This is a genomic window from Dyella sp. AtDHG13 (assembly GCF_003201105.1).
GTDB lineage: Bacteria > Pseudomonadota > Gammaproteobacteria > Xanthomonadales > Rhodanobacteraceae > Dyella > Dyella jiangningensis_B.
Genome location: NZ_QICJ01000006.1, coordinates 40,989 through 62,012 on the forward strand (window position 1 = coordinate 40,989; position 21,024 = coordinate 62,012).

General features: G+C 68.6%; 16 protein-coding genes. 11 read left to right on the plus strand and 5 right to left on the minus strand.

Annotation, left to right across the window (positions count from 1 at the left end):
• Positions 1–10 precede the first annotated feature (10 nt).
• Genes BDW41_RS11560 through BDW41_RS11570 form a run of 3 tightly spaced genes read left to right on the plus strand, consistent with a single transcriptional unit; the run spans position 11 to position 8,452 of the window.
• A complete protein-coding gene (locus tag BDW41_RS11560) occupies positions 11–6,193 on the plus strand; it encodes an Hpt domain-containing protein (protein WP_074547889.1) in 6,183 nt (2,060 codons plus the stop codon).
• Positions 6,186–7,979 (plus strand): chemotaxis protein CheB, encoded by a 1,794-nt coding sequence (locus BDW41_RS11565; RefSeq protein WP_074547888.1) that lies wholly within the window; start codon positions 6,186–6,188, stop codon positions 7,977–7,979. The genes BDW41_RS11560 and BDW41_RS11565 overlap by 8 nt, the downstream gene beginning before the upstream one ends.
• Complete coding sequence (locus BDW41_RS11570) at positions 7,976–8,452, plus strand: chemotaxis protein CheW (protein ID WP_074547887.1); 477 nt, start codon at positions 7,976–7,978, stop codon at positions 8,450–8,452. The genes BDW41_RS11565 and BDW41_RS11570 overlap by 4 nt, the downstream gene beginning before the upstream one ends.
• Positions 8,453–8,972: 520 nt before the next feature.
• Here the strand turns inward: BDW41_RS11570 and BDW41_RS11575 are convergent.
• A complete protein-coding gene (locus tag BDW41_RS11575) occupies positions 8,973–9,707 on the minus strand; it encodes a 16S rRNA (uracil(1498)-N(3))-methyltransferase (protein WP_074547886.1) in 735 nt (244 codons plus the stop codon).
• Between the two features lie 172 nt (positions 9,708–9,879).
• On the opposite strand from BDW41_RS11575, the gene BDW41_RS11580 reads away from it, so the two are divergent.
• On the plus strand, positions 9,880–10,209 hold the full coding sequence (locus BDW41_RS11580) for a hypothetical protein (protein WP_110301591.1): 330 nt from the start codon (positions 9,880–9,882) through the stop codon (positions 10,207–10,209).
• Here the strand turns inward: BDW41_RS11580 and bioA are convergent.
• Positions 10,203–11,564, minus strand: a complete 1,362-nt coding sequence (gene bioA, locus BDW41_RS11585) for an adenosylmethionine--8-amino-7-oxononanoate transaminase (RefSeq protein ID WP_074547885.1) — start codon at positions 11,562–11,564, stop codon at positions 10,203–10,205. The genes BDW41_RS11580 and bioA overlap by 7 nt on opposite strands.
• Positions 11,565–11,626: 62 nt before the next feature.
• On the opposite strand from bioA, the gene BDW41_RS11590 reads away from it, so the two are divergent.
• From BDW41_RS11590 to mazG, 6 genes are read left to right on the plus strand one after another with little or no spacing between them, the layout of a single operon-like run.
• A complete protein-coding gene (locus BDW41_RS11590; RefSeq protein ID WP_074547884.1) occupies positions 11,627–12,412 on the plus strand; it encodes a type II secretion system protein N in 786 nt (261 codons plus the stop codon).
• On the plus strand, positions 12,409–13,185 hold the full coding sequence (locus tag BDW41_RS11595) for an inositol monophosphatase family protein (protein WP_074547883.1): 777 nt from the start codon (positions 12,409–12,411) through the stop codon (positions 13,183–13,185). The genes BDW41_RS11590 and BDW41_RS11595 overlap by 4 nt, the downstream gene beginning before the upstream one ends.
• Positions 13,186–13,202: 17 nt before the next feature.
• Entirely contained in the window at positions 13,203–13,547 is a 345-nt protein-coding gene (locus BDW41_RS11600) for a hypothetical protein (protein WP_074547882.1), read from the plus strand.
• Positions 13,548–13,566: 19 nt separating this feature from the next.
• Positions 13,567–14,124, plus strand: a complete 558-nt coding sequence (nudE, locus tag BDW41_RS11605) for an ADP compounds hydrolase NudE (protein WP_074547881.1) — start codon at positions 13,567–13,569, stop codon at positions 14,122–14,124.
• Positions 14,121–14,948, plus strand: a complete 828-nt coding sequence (gene cysQ / locus BDW41_RS11610) for a 3'(2'),5'-bisphosphate nucleotidase CysQ (protein WP_074547880.1) — start codon at positions 14,121–14,123, stop codon at positions 14,946–14,948. Before nudE ends, cysQ begins: the two co-directional genes overlap by 4 nt.
• Positions 14,945–15,763 (plus strand): nucleoside triphosphate pyrophosphohydrolase, encoded by an 819-nt coding sequence (gene mazG / locus BDW41_RS11615; RefSeq protein WP_074547879.1) that lies wholly within the window; start codon positions 14,945–14,947, stop codon positions 15,761–15,763. The genes cysQ and mazG overlap by 4 nt, the downstream gene beginning before the upstream one ends.
• A gap of 201 nt (positions 15,764–15,964) precedes the next feature.
• On the opposite strand, the gene BDW41_RS11620 is transcribed toward mazG, so the two are convergent.
• Entirely contained in the window at positions 15,965–16,507 is a 543-nt protein-coding gene (locus BDW41_RS11620) for a hypothetical protein (RefSeq protein ID WP_074547878.1), read from the minus strand.
• A gap of 127 nt (positions 16,508–16,634) precedes the next feature.
• On the opposite strand from BDW41_RS11620, the gene BDW41_RS11625 reads away from it, so the two are divergent.
• Positions 16,635–17,399 (plus strand): DUF4097 family beta strand repeat-containing protein, encoded by a 765-nt coding sequence (locus BDW41_RS11625; protein WP_074547877.1) that lies wholly within the window; start codon positions 16,635–16,637, stop codon positions 17,397–17,399.
• Positions 17,400–17,420: 21 nt separating this feature from the next.
• On the opposite strand, the gene BDW41_RS11630 is transcribed toward BDW41_RS11625, so the two are convergent.
• Entirely contained in the window at positions 17,421–18,530 is a 1,110-nt protein-coding gene (locus tag BDW41_RS11630) for an SLC13 family permease (RefSeq protein WP_074547876.1), read from the minus strand.
• Positions 18,531–21,014: an FtsX-like permease family protein gene (locus BDW41_RS11635; RefSeq protein WP_074547875.1), complete on the minus strand. Its 2,484-nt coding sequence runs from the start codon at positions 21,012–21,014 to the stop codon at positions 18,531–18,533.
• Positions 21,015–21,024: the final 10 nt, after the last annotated feature.

Below are 21,024 nucleotides of genomic sequence, written 5' to 3' on the forward strand. Positions count from 1 at the left end.
AGAGGGGCGCATGAGACTTCAAGACCACATCGATTTCACCACCCTGCAGTGGGTCAAGCCCGAGCTCGACGAGACGCTCGCCCTGGCCCGCGAGGCGTTGGAGTCCTACGTCGACAACCCGGGCGACCGGGCGGCGATGCGTTCCTGCGCGGACAGCCTGCACCAGGTGCACGGCACCCTGCGCATGGTCGAGCTGTACGGTGCGGCCATGGTCACGGAGGAGATGGAAACACTCGCCATCTCCCTGCTCGAAGACCACGTCGCCAACCGCGAGGAAGCCTATGCCGCGCTGATGCGCGGCCTGATGCAGCTGCCCGATTACCTCGAACGCCTCTCCGGCGGCCATCGCGACGTGCCCGTCGTGCTGCTGCCGCTGCTCAACGACCTGCGTTCCAGCCGTGGTCAGCAGGCGCTGCACGAATCGGCGCTGTTCACGCCCAACCTTGAAGTGGCCCTGCCGGCGCAGGCGCCGGCGCCGCTGCAGGAAGTCAACGGCGAGCGCCAGCGCAGCGAAGTCACCACGCTGCGCCTGCGCTTCCAGCAGCAGTTGCTGTCGTGGTTCCGTGGTCAGGGCGGCGACCAGCAGCTCGCGGGCATGATCCAGACGCTGGACGCCATCACGGCGCGCTGCCACACCGTCCCGGGCCGCCGCCTGTGGTGGATCGCGGCCGGCGTGCTGGAAGGCGTGCAGCAAGGCGCGCTCAAGAGCCAGACCGGCGAAGTGCGCCAGCTGATCGGCAAGGTGGATCGCAGCATCCGCCAGCTGGTCGAACATGGCGAGGCCAGCCTGCGTGGCGGCGATGCCGACGAACTCGCACGCAAGCTGCTTTACGTCGTGGGCCAGGTCCGCCAGGGCAGCCCGCGCATGGAGCAGCTGCGCCAGACCTATGCGCTCGACGCGCTGCTGCCCGAGCAGAGCGAAGTCGAACACGCCCGCGGTTCCATGGCCGGCCACAACCGCGCCCTGCTCGATTCCGTGGCGAAGGCGCTGAAGGACGACCTGCTGCGCGTGAAGGAGTCGCTCGACCTGTTCCTCAGGCAGACCGACGCCGACCCCGCGCAGCTGGCCAGCCAGACCGAGATCCTCGAACGCGTCGGCGACACGCTGGGCATGCTGGCCCTGGGCGTGCCGCGCCGCGTGGTGAACGAGCAGCGCCGCGTGCTCGACGAAATCGTCAGCCGCGTGCGCGCGCCGGACGAAGAGCTGCTGCTCGATGTCGCCGGCGCCCTGCTGTACGTGGAAGCGTCGCTGGACGACCACATCGAAAGCCTGGGCGCCGACGGCGAGCCGGCCAGCGAAACGCCGACCAGCATGCTGCCGCGCAGCGAGGCGCGCCACATCCTGGCCACGCTGATGCACGAGGCCACCGCCAACACCGGCAAGGTGAAGGACGCCATCGTCGCGTATGTCGAATCCGGCTGGCAGTCGCAGCAGCTCGCCGAGGTCGGCGCGCTGATGGACGAAGTCTCCGGCGCGCTGCGCATGCTGTCCGCGCCGCGCCCGGCCGAATTGGCCGAGGGCATCGGCCGCTTCGTCGGCAACGAACTTTTGACCGACCGCCGCGTGCCCAGCACCGCGCAGATGGATCATCTCGCCGACGCGCTGGCCGCGCTGGAGTATTACCTCGAAGCCGCGCGCGAACACCGCGGCGGGCTCGAGCACATCCTGGACGTGGCCGAGCACAGCCTCAGCAGCCTGGGCTACTGGCCGCCGCCGGCTGCGCGCGGTCCGTCCGAGGACGAACTGGATGCCACGCCGCCGGAACACGTGGCGCGCGCCGCCGATGCTGCGCTCGCCGCCGCGCTGGCGAACCAGCCGGATCTCTCCGAGAGCGTCAGCGTGGCGCATGGCGAGGACCTGACCGGCCTGATCGTCGGCCGTAGCGACACGCCGCAGCCCGAGCCGCAGGAGATCACCGGCCTGCGCCTGGCCGATACAGTGCACATCACGCCGCAGGAGCCGGTGCAGGGCGCCGACGAAGGCGACTGGATCGAGATCGAGGAAGAAGTGGTCGAGGAAGTGCCGGTGTCCGGCGCGGCCGCCGTCGACGCGGGCTTCCAGACCAGTACCGCCGGCATCGACGACGACATCCGCGACATCTTCCTGGAGGAAATGCAGGAAGAGATCGACAGCCTGCACGCCAGCCGCAAGACCTGGCTGGCCGATGCGCAGCAGCTCGACGCGCTCACGCCGATCCGCCGCTCCTTCCACACGCTCAAGGGTTCGGGGCGCCTGGTCGGCGCCACCTTGCTGGGCGAGTTCGCGTGGAAAGTGGAGAACATGCTCAACCGCGTGCTGGACCACTCGGTCCCGCCGAACGAAGGCGTGCAGGAAGTCGTTTCCGCCGCCATCGACGCGTTGCCGCCGTTGCGCGCCGCCCTGATGGGCGAAGGCGCGGTGACCGTGCCGGTGACGGCCATCATGGAGATCGCCGAGCGCCTGGCCTCGGGACAGGTGGACGCGCGCCTGGCCGACGTGCCCGCCACGGGCGCCACCGAAACCGTGCGCCGCATCGTCCGTCGCCGCGTGCCGCGCGTGAGCGTGGCCGCCGAAGCGATTCCCGCCGCCACGCTGGCCGAGATCGAAACGACGCCCGCCGAGGCCGAGGCGCCGACGCCTGCGCACGACGTCATCGACGCGCCGGTGATGCCGCCGATCGACCCGGTGCTGCTGGAAATCCTGCGCAGCGAAGTGGCGCAGTACCTGGCCACCATCCGTACCGCGATCAACCGCGTCGACGGCGAGCTGCGCGTGGAAGACAGCCTGCTGCGCGCCGTGCACACGCTGCATGGCGCCATCGCCATGGTCGACATCCCGCTGCTGACGCAGCTGCTGTCGCCGCTGGAAAGCCTGCTCAAGCGCCTGCGCGCGGCCGGCCAGCCGCTGTCGCCGGAAGGCGTGCTGCTGCTCAGCCAGAGCGCCGACGCCGTCGACCACGTGATGAACCAGTTCGACGCGCCGTCGCCGCAGCTGCCGGACCTGGACAGCCTGATCCATCGCCTGACCGAACTGCGCGACAGCCAGCCCGAGCCGAAGGTCGCGCACGTGCTGTTCGAAACGCCGGTCGACACGCCGGACGAGGCACCGCTGCACGCCGCAGCACCGACCCACGAGGAATCGCTCGCCGCGTCGCTGGACGAGGCGCTGTCGGATGCCTCGCTGCCGGTCGAGCACATCGAACTGGCGGCGCCCGCCGCGCCCGAGGCCGCCGGTGGCGACTACGCCGACGAACTGCTTGCCGCGCTGGGCGAATACGACCTGGACGCGCACCTGCCTGCCGCCGACCAGCTGCCGCACGCGACGCAGCCGGAACACGTGGCGAGCGGCGCGGAGGACGACGAACTCGCCAAGGCCTACGCCGATCTGATCGGAGAGGCCGAGACGCTGGAAATCGGTCCGGTCGCGCACGAGGCCGAAGTGCCCGTCGAGCACGCCGGCACGCCGGAGGCAGAAGTCGAGGACGTGGCGATCGCGCCGGAAGCCGACGCGATCGCGCATCACTTCATCGAAGAAACCGAGATGCCCGACGTCGCCGAAGCGACCGACGGCGAGCACGCGGCATCGATCGAAGCGCTGCCTCCGATCGACGAGTTGCCGATCGAGGAGATCGAGCTCGAAGCGCCGACCGTCCACGTGTCGGACGAAGCGATCGAGACGGAAGCGCCCGTGGTCCAAGTGCCCGTCGAAGAGGCGGAGCCGGAGACGCAGGAAGTCTACGCGCTGGCCGAGGAAGTCGCGCCGGAAGCGCCGTTGCACGCCGAGTCGCCGGAACTGGCCGAAACGGCGGCGCATGTCGATGCGCACGACGAAGCCGCCTTGCTGCCGCATCAGATCGACCCGGACCTGCTCGAGATCTTCATCGAGGAAGCCCGCGAAATTCTCGACCATTCCGACAGCGTGCTCGCCCAGTGGCGCGCCGAGCCGGCGGCCGTCGAGCATCTGGCGGAAATCCAGCGCGACCTGCACACCCTCAAGGGTGGCGCGCGCATTGCCGGCATGGTGCCGGTGGGCGACCTCACGCACGCCATCGAAACCGCGCTGGAAAAACCGCTGCACGCGGAGTCGGCGCACATCGGCGAACTGATCGCCGCGCTGGAAGTGGGCTTCGACAAGCTGCACGGCCTGGTGCAGCTCGTGTCGCAAGGCAAGCCCGTGCCCTATCCGCAGGCCATCATCGACCGTTTCCTGGCGATGGCGGGCGAGGAATCCGCCACGGAAACCGCTGCCGCTGCGCCACTCGCGCAGGAGCCGGCCAACGTCGTGCCGTTCCCGGCCCGCACGGCGCCGCTGCCGGAGCTGTTGCCGGAAGAGCGCGGCGACGAGGTGCAGTCCACGCCGCAGGAGCAGATCCGCGTTCGCGCCGAATTGCTCGACTCGCTGGTGAACCACGCGGGCGAGGTGGCGATCTACCGTTCGCGCCTGGAACAGCAGGTGGCCGGCTACCGCTTCAACCTGGTCGAACTCGACCAGACCGTGCAGCGTCTGCGCGGCCAGTTGCGCATGATGGAAATCGAAACGGAAGCGCAGATCATCGCGCGCTTCCAGCGCGAGCATCGCGAAGCCGGCATCTCGGTGTTCGATCCGCTCGAGCTCGACCGCTTCTCGCAGCTGCAGCAGTACTCGCGTGCGCTGGCCGAGTCGGTGTCCGACCTTGTGTCCATCCAGGGCATGCTGGACGAACTGACGCGCCAGGCGGAAACCCTGCTGATCCAGCAGTCGCGCGTGAGTTCGGAGCTGCAGGAAGGCCTGCTGCGCACGCGCATGCTGCCGTTCGACACCATGGTGCCGAACCTGCGCCGCACACTGCGCCAGGCCGCGCAGGAAGAAGGCAAGGGCGCCCAGCTGTACGTGGAAGGCGCCCACGGCGAAATGGACCGCAACCTGCTCGACCGCATCAAGGCGCCGTTCGAGCACATGCTGCGCAACGCGGTGGCCCACGGCATCGAATCGCCGGCCGAGCGCCGCAAGGCGGGCAAGCCGGAAGAGGGCGCCGTGCGCATCCGCGTGGCGCGCGAAGCCACCGAAGTGGTGGTGCGTGTGACGGATGACGGCCGCGGCCTGGATCGCGACGCCATCCGCAAGCGCGGCGTGGAACGCGGGCTGGTCCGCGCCGACGCGCGCCTGAGCGACGACCAGGTGCTCGCCCTCATCACGCAGCCGGGCTTCTCCACCGCCAGCACCGTGACCCAGCTCGCCGGCCGCGGCGTGGGCATGGACGTGGTGGCCAACGAAATCAAGCAGCTCGGCGGTGCGCTGTCGATCGAATCGAAGGAAGGCCAGGGCACCACGTTCGTGTTGCGCCTGCCGTTCACGCTCGCGGTCACGCAGGCGATCCTGGTGCGCATCGGCGAGTCGACCTTCGCCATCCCGATGACCTCGGTGCAGGGCGTGGCGCGCATCACGCCGGCGGAGCTGGCCGAGCGCATGGCCGACCCCGAGCCGACCTTCCCGTATGGCGGCGAGAGCTACGACATCCACGAGCTGTCCAGCCTGCTGGGCATCTCGGCCAGCCATGCGGGCGACGAAGAACAGATTCCGCTGCTGCTGACGCGCTCGGGCGACCTGCGCGCCGCCATTCGCATCGACGCCGTGATCGGCTCGCGCGAAATCGTGGTGAAGTCGGTCGGCCCGCAGATCAGCTCGGTGCCGGGCATCCTCGGCGCGACCATCATGGGCGACGGCTCGGTGCTGATCATTCTTGATCTGGCCCCGCTGGTGCGCCATGGCATCGCCCGCCGCCAGGCGCGCCTGGAGGAAGGCCTCAGCGCGGTCGCGACGCCGGTGGTGGAAGAGCCGCGCGTGCGTCCGCTGGTGATGGTGGTCGACGACTCCATCACCATGCGCAAGGTCACCGGCCGCGTGCTGGAACGCCACGAGTACGAAGTGGCCACCGCGAAGGACGGCGTGGACGCGCTGGAAAAGCTGCACGAGCGCGTGCCCGACCTGATGCTGCTCGACATCGAGATGCCGCGCATGGACGGCTACGAGCTGGCGACGCACATGAAGGCCGATCCGCGGCTGCGCGACGTGCCGATCATCATGATCACCTCGCGTACCGGCGATAAGCATCGCCAGCGCGCGTTCGACATCGGCGTGGACCGTTACCTCGGCAAGCCTTACCAGGAGGCCGAGCTGCTGGCGCAGATCGGCGAAGTGCTCGAACAGCGCACCACGGAGTCGCTCAATGGCTGAAACGGCGACCGCGGTAGCGCTGCTGTTCGATGACGTGGATCTTGGCAGCCAGCTGCGCGAAGCGCTGCGGGAGCGTGGTGCGCGGATCGTGCACGAAGGTGCGCTGTCCACCCTGAGCCGGCAGATGCTCGACGCCACCGGCGCGGAAGTGCTGGTGGTGAATCTGGACGAAGAGGCCGAGGACGAACTCGACCGCCTCTACGACGTGATCGACGGCGACCGGCCGCGCGTGGTGTTCAACGACGCTGCCGCCAGCCGTTCCCTGGACGGCTGGGATCGTGCGCGCTGGGCGCGCCATCTCGCGGTGAAGGTAATGGCCCAGGGCGATCTGGATCCGCCGCGTCCGCACGACGCGCCGGTGATCCCCGAAGTGGCCGCGCCGCCCGCCTTGTCCGTTGCCGACGAGCCCGCGCCGAGTTTCGCCGCGCCTCTCGACGTGGCGGAACCGATTGCACCGCATGTGGCGGACGCAACGGAAGTCGAATCCGAATCGCTGGCCGCGGAGCTCGAGGCGCTGATGGCCGCCGACGAGCCGGTGGCCGACGAAACCCATGCAGCAGTGCAGGAGCAGGAGCCCCTGCATGCCGACGACTTCGCGGCGCTGGCCGACCTGCCGCTCGACGCCGACGACGATTTCGGCTCGGGCCTGAAGTTCAGCGCCGACGACGAGCTGCCGCCCTTGCACGACGGCAACTTCGGCGCAGCGACGCACGCTCACGAGGGTGCCGAAGGCTCGGCCTTCGACGACGCCGACGAGCCGCCGCCGCTGCCCGTCAATCTGTTCGGTGTCGAGGCAGTGGCCACCCAGGGGCACGCGCCGCTCGACGCGACGGCGCACGAAACCGCGGCCCGGTCGACGCCTGCGTTCCAGCTGGATCACCTGGCGCTGACGCCGCTGGACGACTCGTTCATGCCGGCGACGGACGCCAGGCAGGCGTCGTCCGCCTCGATGCTTGGGCTGGCGTCGAGCTGGTCGCTGGTCGAGGACGGCGAGACACCGGCCGCCGCGCCTTCGCCCGCGCCGGCGGCCCCGAAGGAGTTCGGCATCGAAAAGCTGAGCGCGGCCGATTTCCTCGCACCCGAGGGCGGCGAGGAAGAAGCTTCCATCATCGAGCCCGGCATGAAGCTGGAACTGGTCTCGATGGAAGAGGCGCTTGCGCCGAAGGAATACGAAGGCGGCACCGAAATGCTGCTCGACGACCTGGACGGCGCCGTCAGCCGCCTGCTGGTGCTGGGCGCGGCGTCAGACAGCCTGGAAGCGGTGTGCTCCTTCCTGTCGATGCTGCCGGCCGACCTGCGCGTTGCCGTGCTGCACGTCCAGCATCTGGGCGGCAAGACGGTCGAGGCGTTGTGCGAGACGCTGGCGCGCCACAGCGAGCTGCCCGTGCGCATCGCCGGTCCCGGTACGCGTGCACGCGCGGGCGAGGTGCTGGTGGTGCCCGGCGGGCATCAGGCGCGCGTGCACCGGGATGGCCGCGTGGACCTGCAATCGTTGGAGAACAACGACACGCGCAGTTCCCCGATCGATGCGAGCTTCACCCTGGCGGCCAACGTGTTCGGCCGCAACGCGCAGGCCATCGTGTTCGCGGGGCAGGCCAACGATGCGCTTGGCGGATGCCAGGCCATCCACGATCGCGGTGGCCAGGTGTGGATCGAGTCTTCCGATGGCCAGTACGCCGACATGGTGCACGGCATCGAGGCCGAGCGCCTGCACAGTTATTCGGGCACGCCGGCCGAGCTGGCCGCGCGCCTGGTGGACGAGATGTTGATGGAGGGCCGGCGATGAGCGATCTGCCACTACCGCGTGAAATCCGTTGCGTACTGGTGCCGGTCGGCAACCTGCGCCTGCTGCTGCCCAATGCCACCGTGGCCGAAGTGATCACCATGCCCGCGCCCGAGCCGCTGGAAGGTTCGCCGCCGTGGCTGCTGGGCCGCATCGCGTGGCGCGGCTGGCGCGTGCCGCTGGTCTCGTTCAACACGCTGGCCGGCGCCGGCGAGAGCGACAGCGAGCAGACCGTGCGCGTGGCCGTGCTCAAGGCGTTGGGCGGACATCCGGACCTGCCGTTCATCGCGGTGGTCACGCAGGGCTTCCCGCGCCTGACCACGCTCAACGCGGAACTGATCATTCCCACGCATGACGGCGCGCCGTTGCCGCCGGGGGTGCGTGCGCAGGTATTGGTGCGCGATGACATCGCGGTGATTCCGGATCTGGAAGGCATCGAAGCGGAGTTGATCGAGTTGCTCGATCTCGCTAGCTGAGTCCTCACGACTTGCGCACGTCTGACTCCCTCTCCCCTTTGGGGAGAGGGCTGGGGTGAGGGGCGGGTGCTCGCCCCACCGCTTCATGCTTTAGCCGTCATCCCGGCGTAGGCCGGGATCCAGTGACTTTGCGCTTGGTTTTCGCGTAGAGAGTGATTGGCTCTTTACCAGCGTTCCCGCGACCTGGCCGCCTGCCCGGCGGGCGTTCCGACCTCCTGCCGGAGGCCGGGTCACTTTCTCTTGCTTGCCCAAGAGAAAGTAACCAAAGAGAAGGGCCCCCCGGAATCGGCGCCTATCGGGCAAAGCCCGATAGGTACGCGGTCGGGTTCCGGGCTTTTCGACGGGGCATCCTGCCCCGACGAAAAGTGCCTGGCATCCATGCCAGGCACCCCTGCGGGGCCTGATCTCCACCCGGCCGCCGCCTCATACGGGGACCCGGAAGATCAAGAGCACGAGCAGACGGCTCGTGCCGCTGTGCGGCACATCGCGTCGGAGTGTGGGCTCTATCGCTTGATCGCTTCTAGACATCCCCGTGCAAGGCCTGCAGCGCCGCCAGTGCAGCCAGCCCTGCCGTTTCCGTCCGCAGAATGCGTGGCCCCAGCCGCAGGCCGATAAAGCCGGCATCGGTCAGGGCTGCCGTGTCGCGCTGGCCCAGGCCGCCTTCGGGGCCTACGACCAGGAGGCCGCCAGCGGTGGAAAAGCGCAGCTCGCCCGGGCGGTGGGTGCCTTCGGGCAGCAGGGCCAGCCGTTGCGCGCCGTCCTGGGGCAGGTCGCGCAGCCACTGTTCCAGGGGCAGGGCGGGCAGGACTTCGGGCAGGCGGGCGCGGCCGCTCTGTTCGCAGGCGCTGGCTACCACGGCTTGCCAATGGGCCAGGCGCTTCTCGGCGCGGCTGGGGTCGAGCTTCACTTCCGAGCGTTCGGTCAGCAGCGGGACGATGCGGGCCACACCCAGTTCGGTGGCCTTCTGCACGATCAGGTCCATCTTCTCGCCGCGCGCCACGCCCTGCGCCAGGGTCAGGGGCAGCGGGGATTCGTTGCGGACCGGCTGGGCGGCTTCCACGCGCACCTGGACATCGCGCTTGCCCACCGCCTGGATCACGGCGGGATAGTCCAGGCCATCGCCGTTGAACAGCGTGATGGGCGCCCCGGCCGTCAACCGCAGCACGCGCGCCACGTGCTCGCCCGCCTGCGCCGGCAGGCTCAGTTCCTGGCCGATGGCGAGGGGCAGTTCGACGTGTATGCGGATCGTGCGCATGGAGCGTTATCAGGGGTGAGGAAACGAAAAGCATAGCCGACCGGCGAAGCACCGTCCCATGCGGCTTGCGACCGGTTTGCTGAATGCGGAGTCGCAACCGGTGCGGCGGCATTTGCGGGCCGGCCGCGACCGGCGCAGCATGTCAGTGTCCCCTGTCCCCCGGAGGTGGATCATGGTCAGCAAATCCCTTCTCGTTCTTGTCATGGCTCTGGGCGTGGCGCCGCTTGCCATGGCGCAGGAAAGCCCGCCGGCGGCTGGCGCCACGGTGCAGTCAGACCAGCAGGATGCAGCCAGGCAGAACACGTCGCAAAGCCCGCTGAAACCCGGCAACCGCAACTGCCTGCAGTCCACCGGCAGTCTGATTCCCGCCAAGCCCGGCACCTGCCTGCCGGTGGCGGGGCGCAGCTACAGCCAGCAGGACATCCGCAACACCGGATCGCCGACGCTGGGCCCGGCCCTGCAGCAGCTCGACCCGAGCATCACCGTGAGCGGCGGTCACTGAGCGACTGCGCGCTCGATGCCGGCGATGGCGGTATCGACCAGGTGGTCGATCTCGTCCGTGCTGACGACGTAGGGCGGCATGAAATAGATGATGTCGCCCAGCGGGCGCAGCAGCGCCTGATGCTCCAGGCCATGCAGGTAGACGCGTAAGCCACGCCGTTCCGTCGAAGGGAACGGCGTGCGCGTGGCCTTGTCTGCCACCAGTTCCACCGCGCCGATCATGCCGGTCTGGCGCACGTCCGCCACGTGCGGATGATCGCGCAGCGCTTCCAGCCGTTTGCCCAGGTGCGCCGACAACACGCGGTTGCGTTCGAGCACGGGCTCATCGCGGAAAATCCGCAGCGTTTCCAGCGCCACGCGGCAGGCCAGCGGATTGCCGGTGTAGCTGTGCGAATGCAGGAAAGCCTTGCCGGCGCTGTATTCGGCATAGAACGCCTCGTACACCTTCGCGGTGGTGAGCACGGCCGAAAGCGGCAGGAAGCCGCCGGTAAGGCCCTTGGACAGGCACATGAAATCCGGCACGACACCTGCCTGCTCGCACGCGAACAGCGTGCCGGTGCGGCCGAAGCCCACGGCGATTTCGTCGGCGATGAAATGCACATCGTACTCATCGCACAGCTGGCGCAGGCCCGCGAGATAGTCGGGGTGGTACATGCGCATGCCGCCTGCGCATTGCACCAGCGGCTCCACGATGACCGCGCAGGTTTCGTGCGCACGCTGCTCCAGCAACTGGCGCAGTTCGCCAAGACGACGGTGCGCCACCTCGCTGGCGCTTTCGCCGGGCAAGGCGTCGTACGTATCCGCCGATGGCGCGAGGATGGGCGTGAGCAGCAGCGGCGCATACGTCTTGCGGTAGAGCGCCACGTCGCTGACCGACAGCGCGCCCAGGGTTTCGCCGTGGTAGCTGCCGGTGAGCGCGATGAAGCGGGTCTTTTCGCCGTGGCCCTGGTTCAGCCAGTAGTGGAAGCTCATTTTCAGCGCCACTTCGATGGCGGCCGAGCCGTTGTCCGCGTAGAACACCCGATCCAGCCCCGGCGGCGTCACGCGCACCAGTTCCTCGGCCAGCGCCACCGCCGGTTCATGCGTGAAACCCGCGAAAATCACGTGCTCCAGCGTGTGCGCCTGTTCCGCGAGCGCGGCCGCCAGGCGCGGGTTGGCGTGGCCGAACAGGTTGGTCCACCACGAGCTGATGCCATCGAGGTAGCGGCGGCCGCTGGTGTCGATCAGCCACGCGCCTTCGCCCCGGGCGATGGGTACCATCGGCACCGTGCGGTGGTCGTACATCTGCGTGCAGGGATGCCAGAGCAGGCCAAGGTCGCGACGCACCAGCGCGTCGCCAGCAGGAAGGGTGTTCATCCGGCTATGATCGGGGTTTCGAGCGTGCACGCTCAAGTCCCGCGTCCTCTCAGGGAGCCGATTTGAAGGTCTGGCGTATCGCACTCATGGGCCTTGTGGCCTTGTTGCTGGCGGTTTTCGTGCTGCTGTGGTTTCTGCCCGCGCGCTGGGCCATGCCTTGGTTGCAGGCGCGGCTGAACGGCGTGCAATTGCAGGATGTCAGCGGCCTGCTGTGGGACGGCAAGGCGGGAAGCGTGGTGACGCCCAAGGGTGAAAACCTGGGCGCGCTGCAGTGGCAGCTTTCGCGCGCCGCCTTGCTGGGCGACAACCGCCTGCATGTGGAACTGCATGGCCCACGCCTGGATTTCGCCGGCAGCATGAGCGGCAGGCAGGCCACCGAGGCGACATGGACGGACGTCCAAATGCGCGTCGATCTGGACGTGCTCGGCAAGGGCCCGATGGTGCTGGGCGGATGGCCGCGCGGCACGTTGCGCGCGACCGCCGCGCGCATCGAACTGCGCGGCGGCTGGCCCTGGTCGCTCGACACCCAGGTGCAGTGGCAGGCCGCGGAGTTGCGCACGGCCGCGCTAGGGCCGCTGGCGATGGGCGATCTGCAGGCGGACCTGCATGCCGTGAATGGCGTGATCGAAGGACACCTGCAGGACGACGGCCACGGCCCGCTGCGCGTGGACGGCCGCCTGCAGCTCAGTCCGCTGGCCCGCCGCTTCAACGCCGTCGCCGCGCCACGGGGGCCGCATCCGGAACTGCAGAGCTGGCTGACGGCCTTCGGCACCACCGACGCCGACGGCGTCACGCACATCAACTACAGTGGCGGCCTGGCTGCCGCCATCCGCGGGGAGAAACGATGAGCGAACTGAACCTGCCCAAGGCGCTGGACGCCGCGCGGGAAGCCGCCGAGGCGGCGGGCGTGGTGTTGCGGCACTACTGGCGCAAGGGCGTGGCCGTGGAACTCAAGAGCGACGACACGCCGGTGACGGCCGCCGATCGCGAAGCGGAGCTGGTGATTCGCGAGATCCTGCAGAAGGCCTTGCCCGGCGCGTCGATCTACGGCGAGGAATTCGGCCGCGACGGCAACAGCAGCGAGCTGCTGTGGATGGTCGATCCTCTCGATGGCACCAAGAGCTTCGTGCGACGCACGCCGTTCTTCTCCACGCAGATCGCGCTGATGCATCGCGGCGAACTGGTGCTCGGCGTATCGAGTGCACCCGTGTACGGCGAAACGCTGTGGGCAAGCAAGGGCGGCGGCGCCTGGTTCGACGGCGAGCGCATCCATGTGGCCGATACCCGCGAGATGGCGAAAGCCTCGCTGTCCACCGGCAACATCAAGACGCTGACCCGCGATGCGCGCTGGGACGCGCTGGGCGCGCTGATCCGCGACAGCAACCGCATCCGTGGCTACGGCGATTTCTGCCATTACCATCTGCTGGCGCGCGGCAGCCTGGATCTGGTGATCGAGTCGGACGTGAATATCCTGGACGTGGCCGCGCTCGCCGTCATCGTGCGCGAGGCGGGTGGCGTGTTCACCGATATCCACGGCCATGCGCTGACGCTCGATACCACCAGCGTGCTCGCGGGCACGCCGGCCATTCACGCGCAGGCGCTCGCGCGCTTCACGCTGTAACACCACGGAGGACACTCATGGAAGAACTCTCGGTCTTTTTCACGATGCTGGTGGGCGCCGCTCCCTTGTTCATCGCGGCCGTCGCCGGCATCGCGCTGTCGGCCGTGCTGTGGCCGACGGCACGCAAGCCGGCGATGCTGATGCTGATCGCCTGCGTGGTGCAGCTGCTGGTCACAGTGGCCAACGCGGCGATCTACGGCTGGTATGTGCCGCACGCCTCGCACGATGGCGGTTTCGCCAGCATGCGGGCACTCACCACCGTCTGGGCCATGTGCGCGAGCGTGCTGCACGCCACCGCGTTCGCGCTGCTCTTCTGGAGCGCCTTCAGCGGGCGCCGGCCGGCTGCGGCGGCCCGTCGCTGACCCGCGCTACAATCCAACGATGCCAAAGCCACCCATCATCCATGCCACCCGGGACGTGCATGACAGCAGCTTCCTGCGCGTCGAGCAGCTCGACCTGGAGTTCTCCAACGGCGAGCGCCGCACCTACGAGCGCCTGAAGGGCAGCGGGCTCGGCGCCGTCATCATCGTGCCGATGATCGATGACCAGACGGTGTTGCTGGTGCGCGAGTACGGCGCCGGCGTGGGTCGATACGAACTGGGCCTGCCCAAGGGCCGGCTGGATCGCGACGAGACGGTAGAGCAGGGCGCCGACCGCGAGCTGAAGGAGGAGATCGGCTACGGCGCGCGCAAGCTCAAGATCCTGCACAACCTGTCGCTGTCGCCCTCGTACATGACGCACATGGCACACGTGGTGCTCGCGCAGGACCTGTATCCCGAACGCCTGGAAGGCGACGAGCCCGAGGAACTGGAAGTGGTGCCTTGGAAGCTCGCCGACCTGCATACGCTGATCGCGCGGGACGACGTCACCGAAGGCCGTTCCATCGCCGCACTCTTTCTGGCCCGCGAGTATCTGGCGGGCCGCTTCTCGCCGACATGAGCCAAGCTCCCTTTTCCCATCTGTTGCAGCAGGTCGCCTCCATCGCGCGCGATGCCGGCGAAGCCATCCTGGTCGTGTATGGCGAGGACTTCGAAGTCGAGCGCAAGCAGGACCACTCGCCGGTGACCGCCGCCGATCTCGCCGCGCAGCGCGTGATCACCGCGGGTCTTGGCGAGCTGGACGAGGTCTTTCCCGTGATCTCCGAGGAAGCCCGCGCCGCGCCGTGGTCGCAGCGCCGCGAGTGGCAGCGCTACTGGCTGGTCGATCCCCTGGATGGCACGCGCGAATTCATCAAGCGCAACGGCGAATTCACCGTGAACATCGCGCTGATCGAAAACCACCAGCCGGTGCTGGGCGTGGTGCTGGCACCGGTGACGGGCGAGCTCTACGCCGCCGCGCGTGGCGAGGGCGCGTGGTTGCAGCGCGAGGCGGGCGGGCCATGGCAGCGCATCGCCGCGCGCGGTATGGCCGCACCGCCCGCCGTGGCCGGCAGCCGGTCGCACGGCGGGTCGGGCACCTTTTTGCTGCAGCAGTTGATCGGCGACGACTACGCGTCGATGCCGCTCGGCTCATCGCTCAAGTTCTGCCTGGTGGCGCGTGGCGATGCGGACGTCTATCTGCGTCGTGGCGCTACCAGCGAGTGGGACACGGCAGCGGCGCAAGCCGTGCTGGAACAGGCCGGTGGCGCCGTGCTCGACCTTGCCGGCGATCCGCTGCGCTACAACCGCGGCGATTCACTGATCAATCCCGAATTCATCGCCGTGGGCGATCTTTCCATCGACTGGAAAGCGCGCCTGCAGGCGGCCGACCTGGATGTCCCATGAGCGAGGCGCGACGGCACGGCATGGACGATCTGCTCGCCATCATGGCGCGCCTGCGCGATCCGCAGAACGGTTGCCCGTGGGACGTGCAGCAGGATTTCTCCACCATTGCGCCGTACACCATCGAAGAGGCGTACGAGGTGGCCGACGCCATCGACCGCAAGGACTGGCACGACCTGCGTGACGAACTCGGCGACCTGCTGCTGCAGGTGGCGTTCCACGCGCAGATGGCGAAGGAGGCGAACCTGTTCGAGTTCGCCGACGTGACGCAGGCGATCAGCGAAAAGATGATCCGTCGCCATCCCCACGTGTTCGGCGACGAGAGCTACGACGACCTCGATGCGCAGAAGCAGGCCTGGGAAGACATCAAGGCCGCCGAGCGCGCCGCCAAGGGTGAGCAGCACGACGACAGCGCGCTGGCCGGCGTTTCGCGCGGATTGCCCGAATGGAAGCGCGCGCTGAAACTGCAGGAGCGCGCCGCGAAGGTGGGCTTCGACTGGCCCGACGAACAGCCCGTGCTGGACAAGCTGCTGGAAGAAGTGGGCGAAGTGCGCGCCGAATTCGCCAACGGCCGCGACGTGCAGCGCCTGCAGGACGAGATCGGCGACGTGCTGTTCGTCGTGGTGAACCTGGCTCGGCACGCGGGCGTGGATTTCTCCCAGGCACTGCGCCATGCGAACGCCAAGTTCGAGCGCCGCTTTCGCGCGATGGAGCAGCTGGCGCATGCCGGCGGCAAACCGCTGCCCGAGCATGATCTGGCTTCGCAGGAAGCCTTGTGGCAGCGGGCCAAAGCGCAGGAAAAGCCCGCAAGCTCTTAAAGCCTGTTCAAAATCTCGCGAGAGCGCCCCAATTTCCCGATCGTCATTCCGGCGTAGGCCGGAATGACGCTGAGGGAAATGAACCTCGCGGAGACGTTCAGCAGGTTCTACGCATAAAAAGGAGGCACGGGCTCTGGGGTTCCCGTGCCTCAGGCGATAGCGCTGCGGAAGGCAGTGCCGCTTTTCTTGTTATCTCTTCGCTTACGGCTGGGATGCCGGCTTGGCCGCGCTGCGGCGCTGTTCCCATTCGCTGCGCATCTTGTCGAACTCGGCGCGCTTCTTCGCCTCGTTGCTGAGGTTTTCGTCGAGGCTCTTGCGCAGCGTGGCAATGGCCTGGTCGGTGTTGGTCGGCGCCGACTGCACGCGCGCCAGCTGGTGGTAGACGTAGGTGCGCACGCGCGGGTCCTGCGATTTGGACAGCACGTCGTTGTAGAGCGCGGCGAGTTCCTTCGTGCGTCCGCTTTCGCGGTACAGGCGTTCCAGCGCGGCGAGATCGCCGATCACCGGCGATGACGGACCTTCGAAACCCATGCGGCCGAAACCGGGGCCGGGACGCCCGAAGCCTGGGCCAATCCCATCCGGACCACCCATGAAATCGTCTATGCCGTCGTGCGGCCTGGGCCCTGCCTTGCCCGCAGCGCCGGCAGGCGGTGCGCCTGGGGCAACATCCTGCGCAACCACCAGGGTGGCCGCGCCGGCAACAGCCAGGGCGAGTACGGAGGCGAGCAGTGTCTTGCGTTGCATGGCAGGGTGTCTCCACGTCGGTTCGTGAAGTCTCAAACGTCGGTTGGCGGCGCGGGTTGACGATGGGCTCTAAACCTTTTGCCGCGCGAGCACATCCAAGCCCTGTCCCATCCATGAGGAATCACCCATGCGTCGTCTGATCCTTGCCGTCCTGCTGCTTGCTCCGCTGGCGTCCCATGCGGACGACTGCAAGTACCAAGCCCCGCGCAATCTCACGCTCGATCTCACCGGAGTGCATGAGGTGGAGGTGGATCTGCACAGCCACGACCTGCATCTGAGTGGCACCGATGCCAAGGGCGGCACGGTTACAGGCCGCGCCTGCGCGTCTGACCAGAAGCTGCTGGACGAGCTGACCGTCACCCAGCGCCGCGAAGGCGACCGCCTGATCGTGGAGGCCGGCGGCCATGGGCACGTGATCTCGTTCGGCTACAGCTCCACCAGCCTGAAGCTGGACATGCAGGTGCCGGCACAGATGCCGGTAGTGCTCAACGTCGGTTCCGGCGATGCCTGGGTGACAGGACTGCAGCGCTTGAACACGCAGGTGGGTTCGGGCGACGTGCACGTCAGCAAGATCGCCGGCCCGTTCGCCTTGAGCGTGGGTTCGGGAGACGTCGACGTGACGGACGTGGGCAGCCTCGACGCGGGCTCCATCGGTTCGGGCGACTTGAAGGTCAGCGGCGTGCGCGGCGATGTGCGCGTGGGCAGCATCGGTTCGGGCGACGTGGGCCTGCGCAATGTAAGCGGCAGCGTGCGCGTGGACACCCTGGGTTCGGGCGATCTGGGCGTGCACGATGTGCAGGGCGATCTGACGCTCGGCGCCAAGGGCAGCGGCGATGTCAGCCATTCGGGCATCAAGGGCAAGGTGAGCCTGCCGCGCGACCGCAACGATTGAAGAGTCGCGCCGCGCTGCTGATCAACCCAGCCAGTGGTAGACGAGGTAGACCAGCGGCGCGCACACCAGCAGGAACGGTACGGATACCGCATGAAACAGCCGCGCACCGCGCGGCTGTTTCGCTAGGCGCAAGGCGATCAGGTTGGCGAGCGAGCCGATGGCCAGGCCGAAGCCGCCCACGTTCACCGCCACGGCCAGCGCTATCGGATCCGGCGCGTGGCGCAACAGCAGCACCGTGGCCGGCACGTTGCTGATCAGCTGGGAAGCGAGGATGCCGCTGGCATAAAGCGTGGGCGGATGTTCCAGGTCCAGGCTTTGCAGGGCGTGCTGCACCCACGCCAGTTCGGCGAAGTGCCCGAGCCCAAGGAAGATCGCCGCGAACGTCGCCAGCAGCAGCCAGTCGACGCGCAGCAGCGTGCCGCGCTCCAGCAGGGCGAACGGCACGAGGAGCAGCAGCGCGCCCAGCACCGCGTGGTTGTGCTCCATCATCACCACCATGCTGCCCAGCGCCAGCACGGAAAGCACCGCCTGTGATGCCGATACTGGATGGCCGTCGATATCCTCGGCATGCAGGATCACGCGGCCGCGCGGCATCCACGCCAGGGTCAGCAGCAGCACCAGCAGGAACATGGCGCCGAACGCCGGCAGCATCTTCTGCACGAACTCCAGCAGCGGCAGATGGGTGTACTGCCACAGCAGCAGGTTCTGCGGATTGCCGATGGGGCTGAGCGTGGAGCCCGCGTTCACGGCCAGCGCCTCCAGCACCACCGTGCGCATCACCGGCAGGTTGGAGATGCCGCCGATGGCAAGCGTCAGCGGCACCAGCAGGAGCAGGCTCACGTCATTGGTGAGCAGCATCGACAGCAGCGCCGTCGCGCTCACCAGCAGCACGCCCAGGCCGCGCAGCGAGTGCACGCGCTCCACCAGCGCCGCCGCCGCGTGCTGCACCAGTCCGCTGTCGCGGATGCCCTGGATGCAGATCATCAGGCCCAGCAGGCCGGCCAGCGTCGGCAGTTGCAGCCAGCGTTGGTGAGTGGCCAGCGGATGCGGGTCGACAATGGCCAGCATGATCGCCAGCAAGGCGAAGCCGATCAGCAGGCGCTCGTGCGCGAGGCGTTTGATCCAGTGCACTCAGGCTTCCCTTAGCAGTCGCATGGGCGAGGTACGGCTGACGCGCGCCGTGCCGGCCAGCCCCAGCAGCATCACCACGATGGCGGCGGCCAGCGCTGCCAGCAGCAGCGAGCCCATCGGTGGCACGAAGTGTTCGATATGAAAGATGGCATGCCCCAGCCACCAGCCGGTGCCAGCCGCACCGAACGCGGCGGTAAGGCCGGCCACCAGTCCCAGCAGGCCGAACTCGCAAGCCGCCGCCATGCGCAGCTGCGTGCGGCGCGCGCCCAGCGTGCGCAGCAGGGCGGCTTCGTGGCGACGCTCCTGCGCGCTGGAGGCCAGCGCGGCGGCCAGCACCAGCGCACCGGCCAGCAGGCTGAAGCCCAGCACCCAGCGCACCGCGCCGCTGACCTGGTTCACGATCTCGCGCACGCGGTCGAGCATGGCGTCGACATCGATCAGGCTCAGGTTGCTGTAGTCGCGGCTGAGCTGGGCCAGGGCTTCGGCGTTCCCGCGCGGGAGGTAGAAGCTGGCGATCCATGTGTGCGGCAGCGACGCGGCGTGCGCGGGATCGAATACCAGGAAGAAGTTCACGCGGAATGACGTCCAGTCCACCTTGCGGATGCTGCCCACGCGCGCGTCGATGCTGCCTTCGCCGATGTTGAAACGCATCATGTCGCCGACCTTCAGGCCGTACATGTCGCGCCACATGGTGTCGATGGACACTTCCGCTTCGGCCGGGTGCTCGCCATGCCATTGCCCGGCGATCACCTCGTTGCTCGGCGGCAGCTCGCCCGCCCAGGACAGGCGCAGCTGGCGGTCTGACCAATCCTTCGCCCGCTCGTCCTTGAAGTGCATCTGGTCGATCGGCTGGCCGTTGATGGCCGTGAGCTTGCCCACCGCCAGCGGCAGCATGTTGAGCTTCTGGCCGCCGATGCGGGCCAGCGCCTGCTCGAAGCCTTCGCGCTGGTCGTCCTGCAGATTGAGTACGAACCAGTTGGGCGTGTCGGCCGGCAGTTCGCGCCGCCAGCCTTCCAGCAGGGCCGGCGCCACGATGGCCAGCAACAGCAGCGCGACCAGCCCCAGGCTGAGCGCCGTGGCCTGCAGCAGGCTCATGCCGCGGCGCCTAGCCAGCGCCGCCAGGCCCAGGCGCAACGCAGGATGCGCGCCCGGCGCCACGCGGCGCGCCGTCCACAGCAGCAGCGCGGAGAGCAGGGCGGCGACGATGGCCACGCCCAGCAGGCTGACCGCGAGGATGCCGGCCAGCTTCGCGGAACCGCTCTGGCTCCAGATCAGCAGCAGGGCCACCAGGGCGGGCACGAGGTACAGCGCATCGAAGCGGCGCACGCGCCGCGCCGCGCTCTCGCGGAAAACGGCCACCGGCGGAACCTCCGCCAGGCGCGCCAACGGCGGCAGGGCGAAGCCGGCCAGCACCGCCAGGCCCATCACGGCGGATGCCAGCGCCGGCCCCAGCGGCAGCGTGGTCGGAATGGCGGAGAACAGCTGGCTGGCAAAGCCCCAGGTGATCTGCGCCAGGCCCAGCGCCAGCAGCGCGCCCACGATCACCGAGGGCACGGCGAGCAGGCCGAGCGTGCCGATCAGCAGCCCCAGCACCTGCCGGCGGGGCGTGCCCAACGCGCGCAGCAGCGCGACTTCGTTCGTCTTGCGGCGCGCATAGCGCTGGGCGGCCAATGCGATGGCCACGCCAGCCAGCAAGGCGGAAAGCAGGGCCGTGAGCCGAAGGAAGGCGCTGGCGCGGTCGAAGGCGCTGCGCATGCGTTCCTGCGTCTGTTCCGGCGTGATCAGCTCCGCGCCTTGCGGCAGCGTCTGTGCCTCCACCCAGCTGCGCCAGTGCTGCACGGGCGAGGGCTGTCCGGCGACGAGCAACCGATGGCGCGCGCGGCTGCCCACGCCGAGCAACCCGGCCTGCTCGGCATCGCCGATGTTCATCAGCGCGCGGGGCGCCATGGCGACGAGCTCGCCACCATCAGGCAGGCGGACCAGTTCCGCCGCGATGCGCAGGTCGCGCCCGCCCAGTTGCACGTTGTCGCCTACCTTCAGGTGCAGGGCCACGAGCGCGCGATGGTCCAGATACACCGTGCCGGCGGAAGGTCCATGGCCCGCTGTCGTGGTGCCCGCGCCTTGCGCCAGTTCCATCGTGCCGCGCAGTGGATAGGTGCTGTCCGTGGCGAGCACGTCGAGCAACTGGCTCTGCTCATGCGCGAACGCCACGCTGGGGAAACTCGCGCCCTGCGTGACCTGCAGGCCCTGCTGCCGGGCCTGCTCCGCATAGGTCGCCGGCAGCGATTGCGGCGCGCTGATGCCCAGGTCGCCGCCGATCAGCTCCGCGGCGCTGGCGAGCACGCCGCGCTCCATGCGCGCCGCCAAGGTGGCGACCACGCCCAGGGCTACCACTGCAAGCACCAGCGAAGCGCCCAGCGTGCGCAGCTCGGGCAGGTGCCATTCGCGCCGCAGGCTGCGCAGGGAAAGCGTCAGCAGCCTCATGCGCGGCATT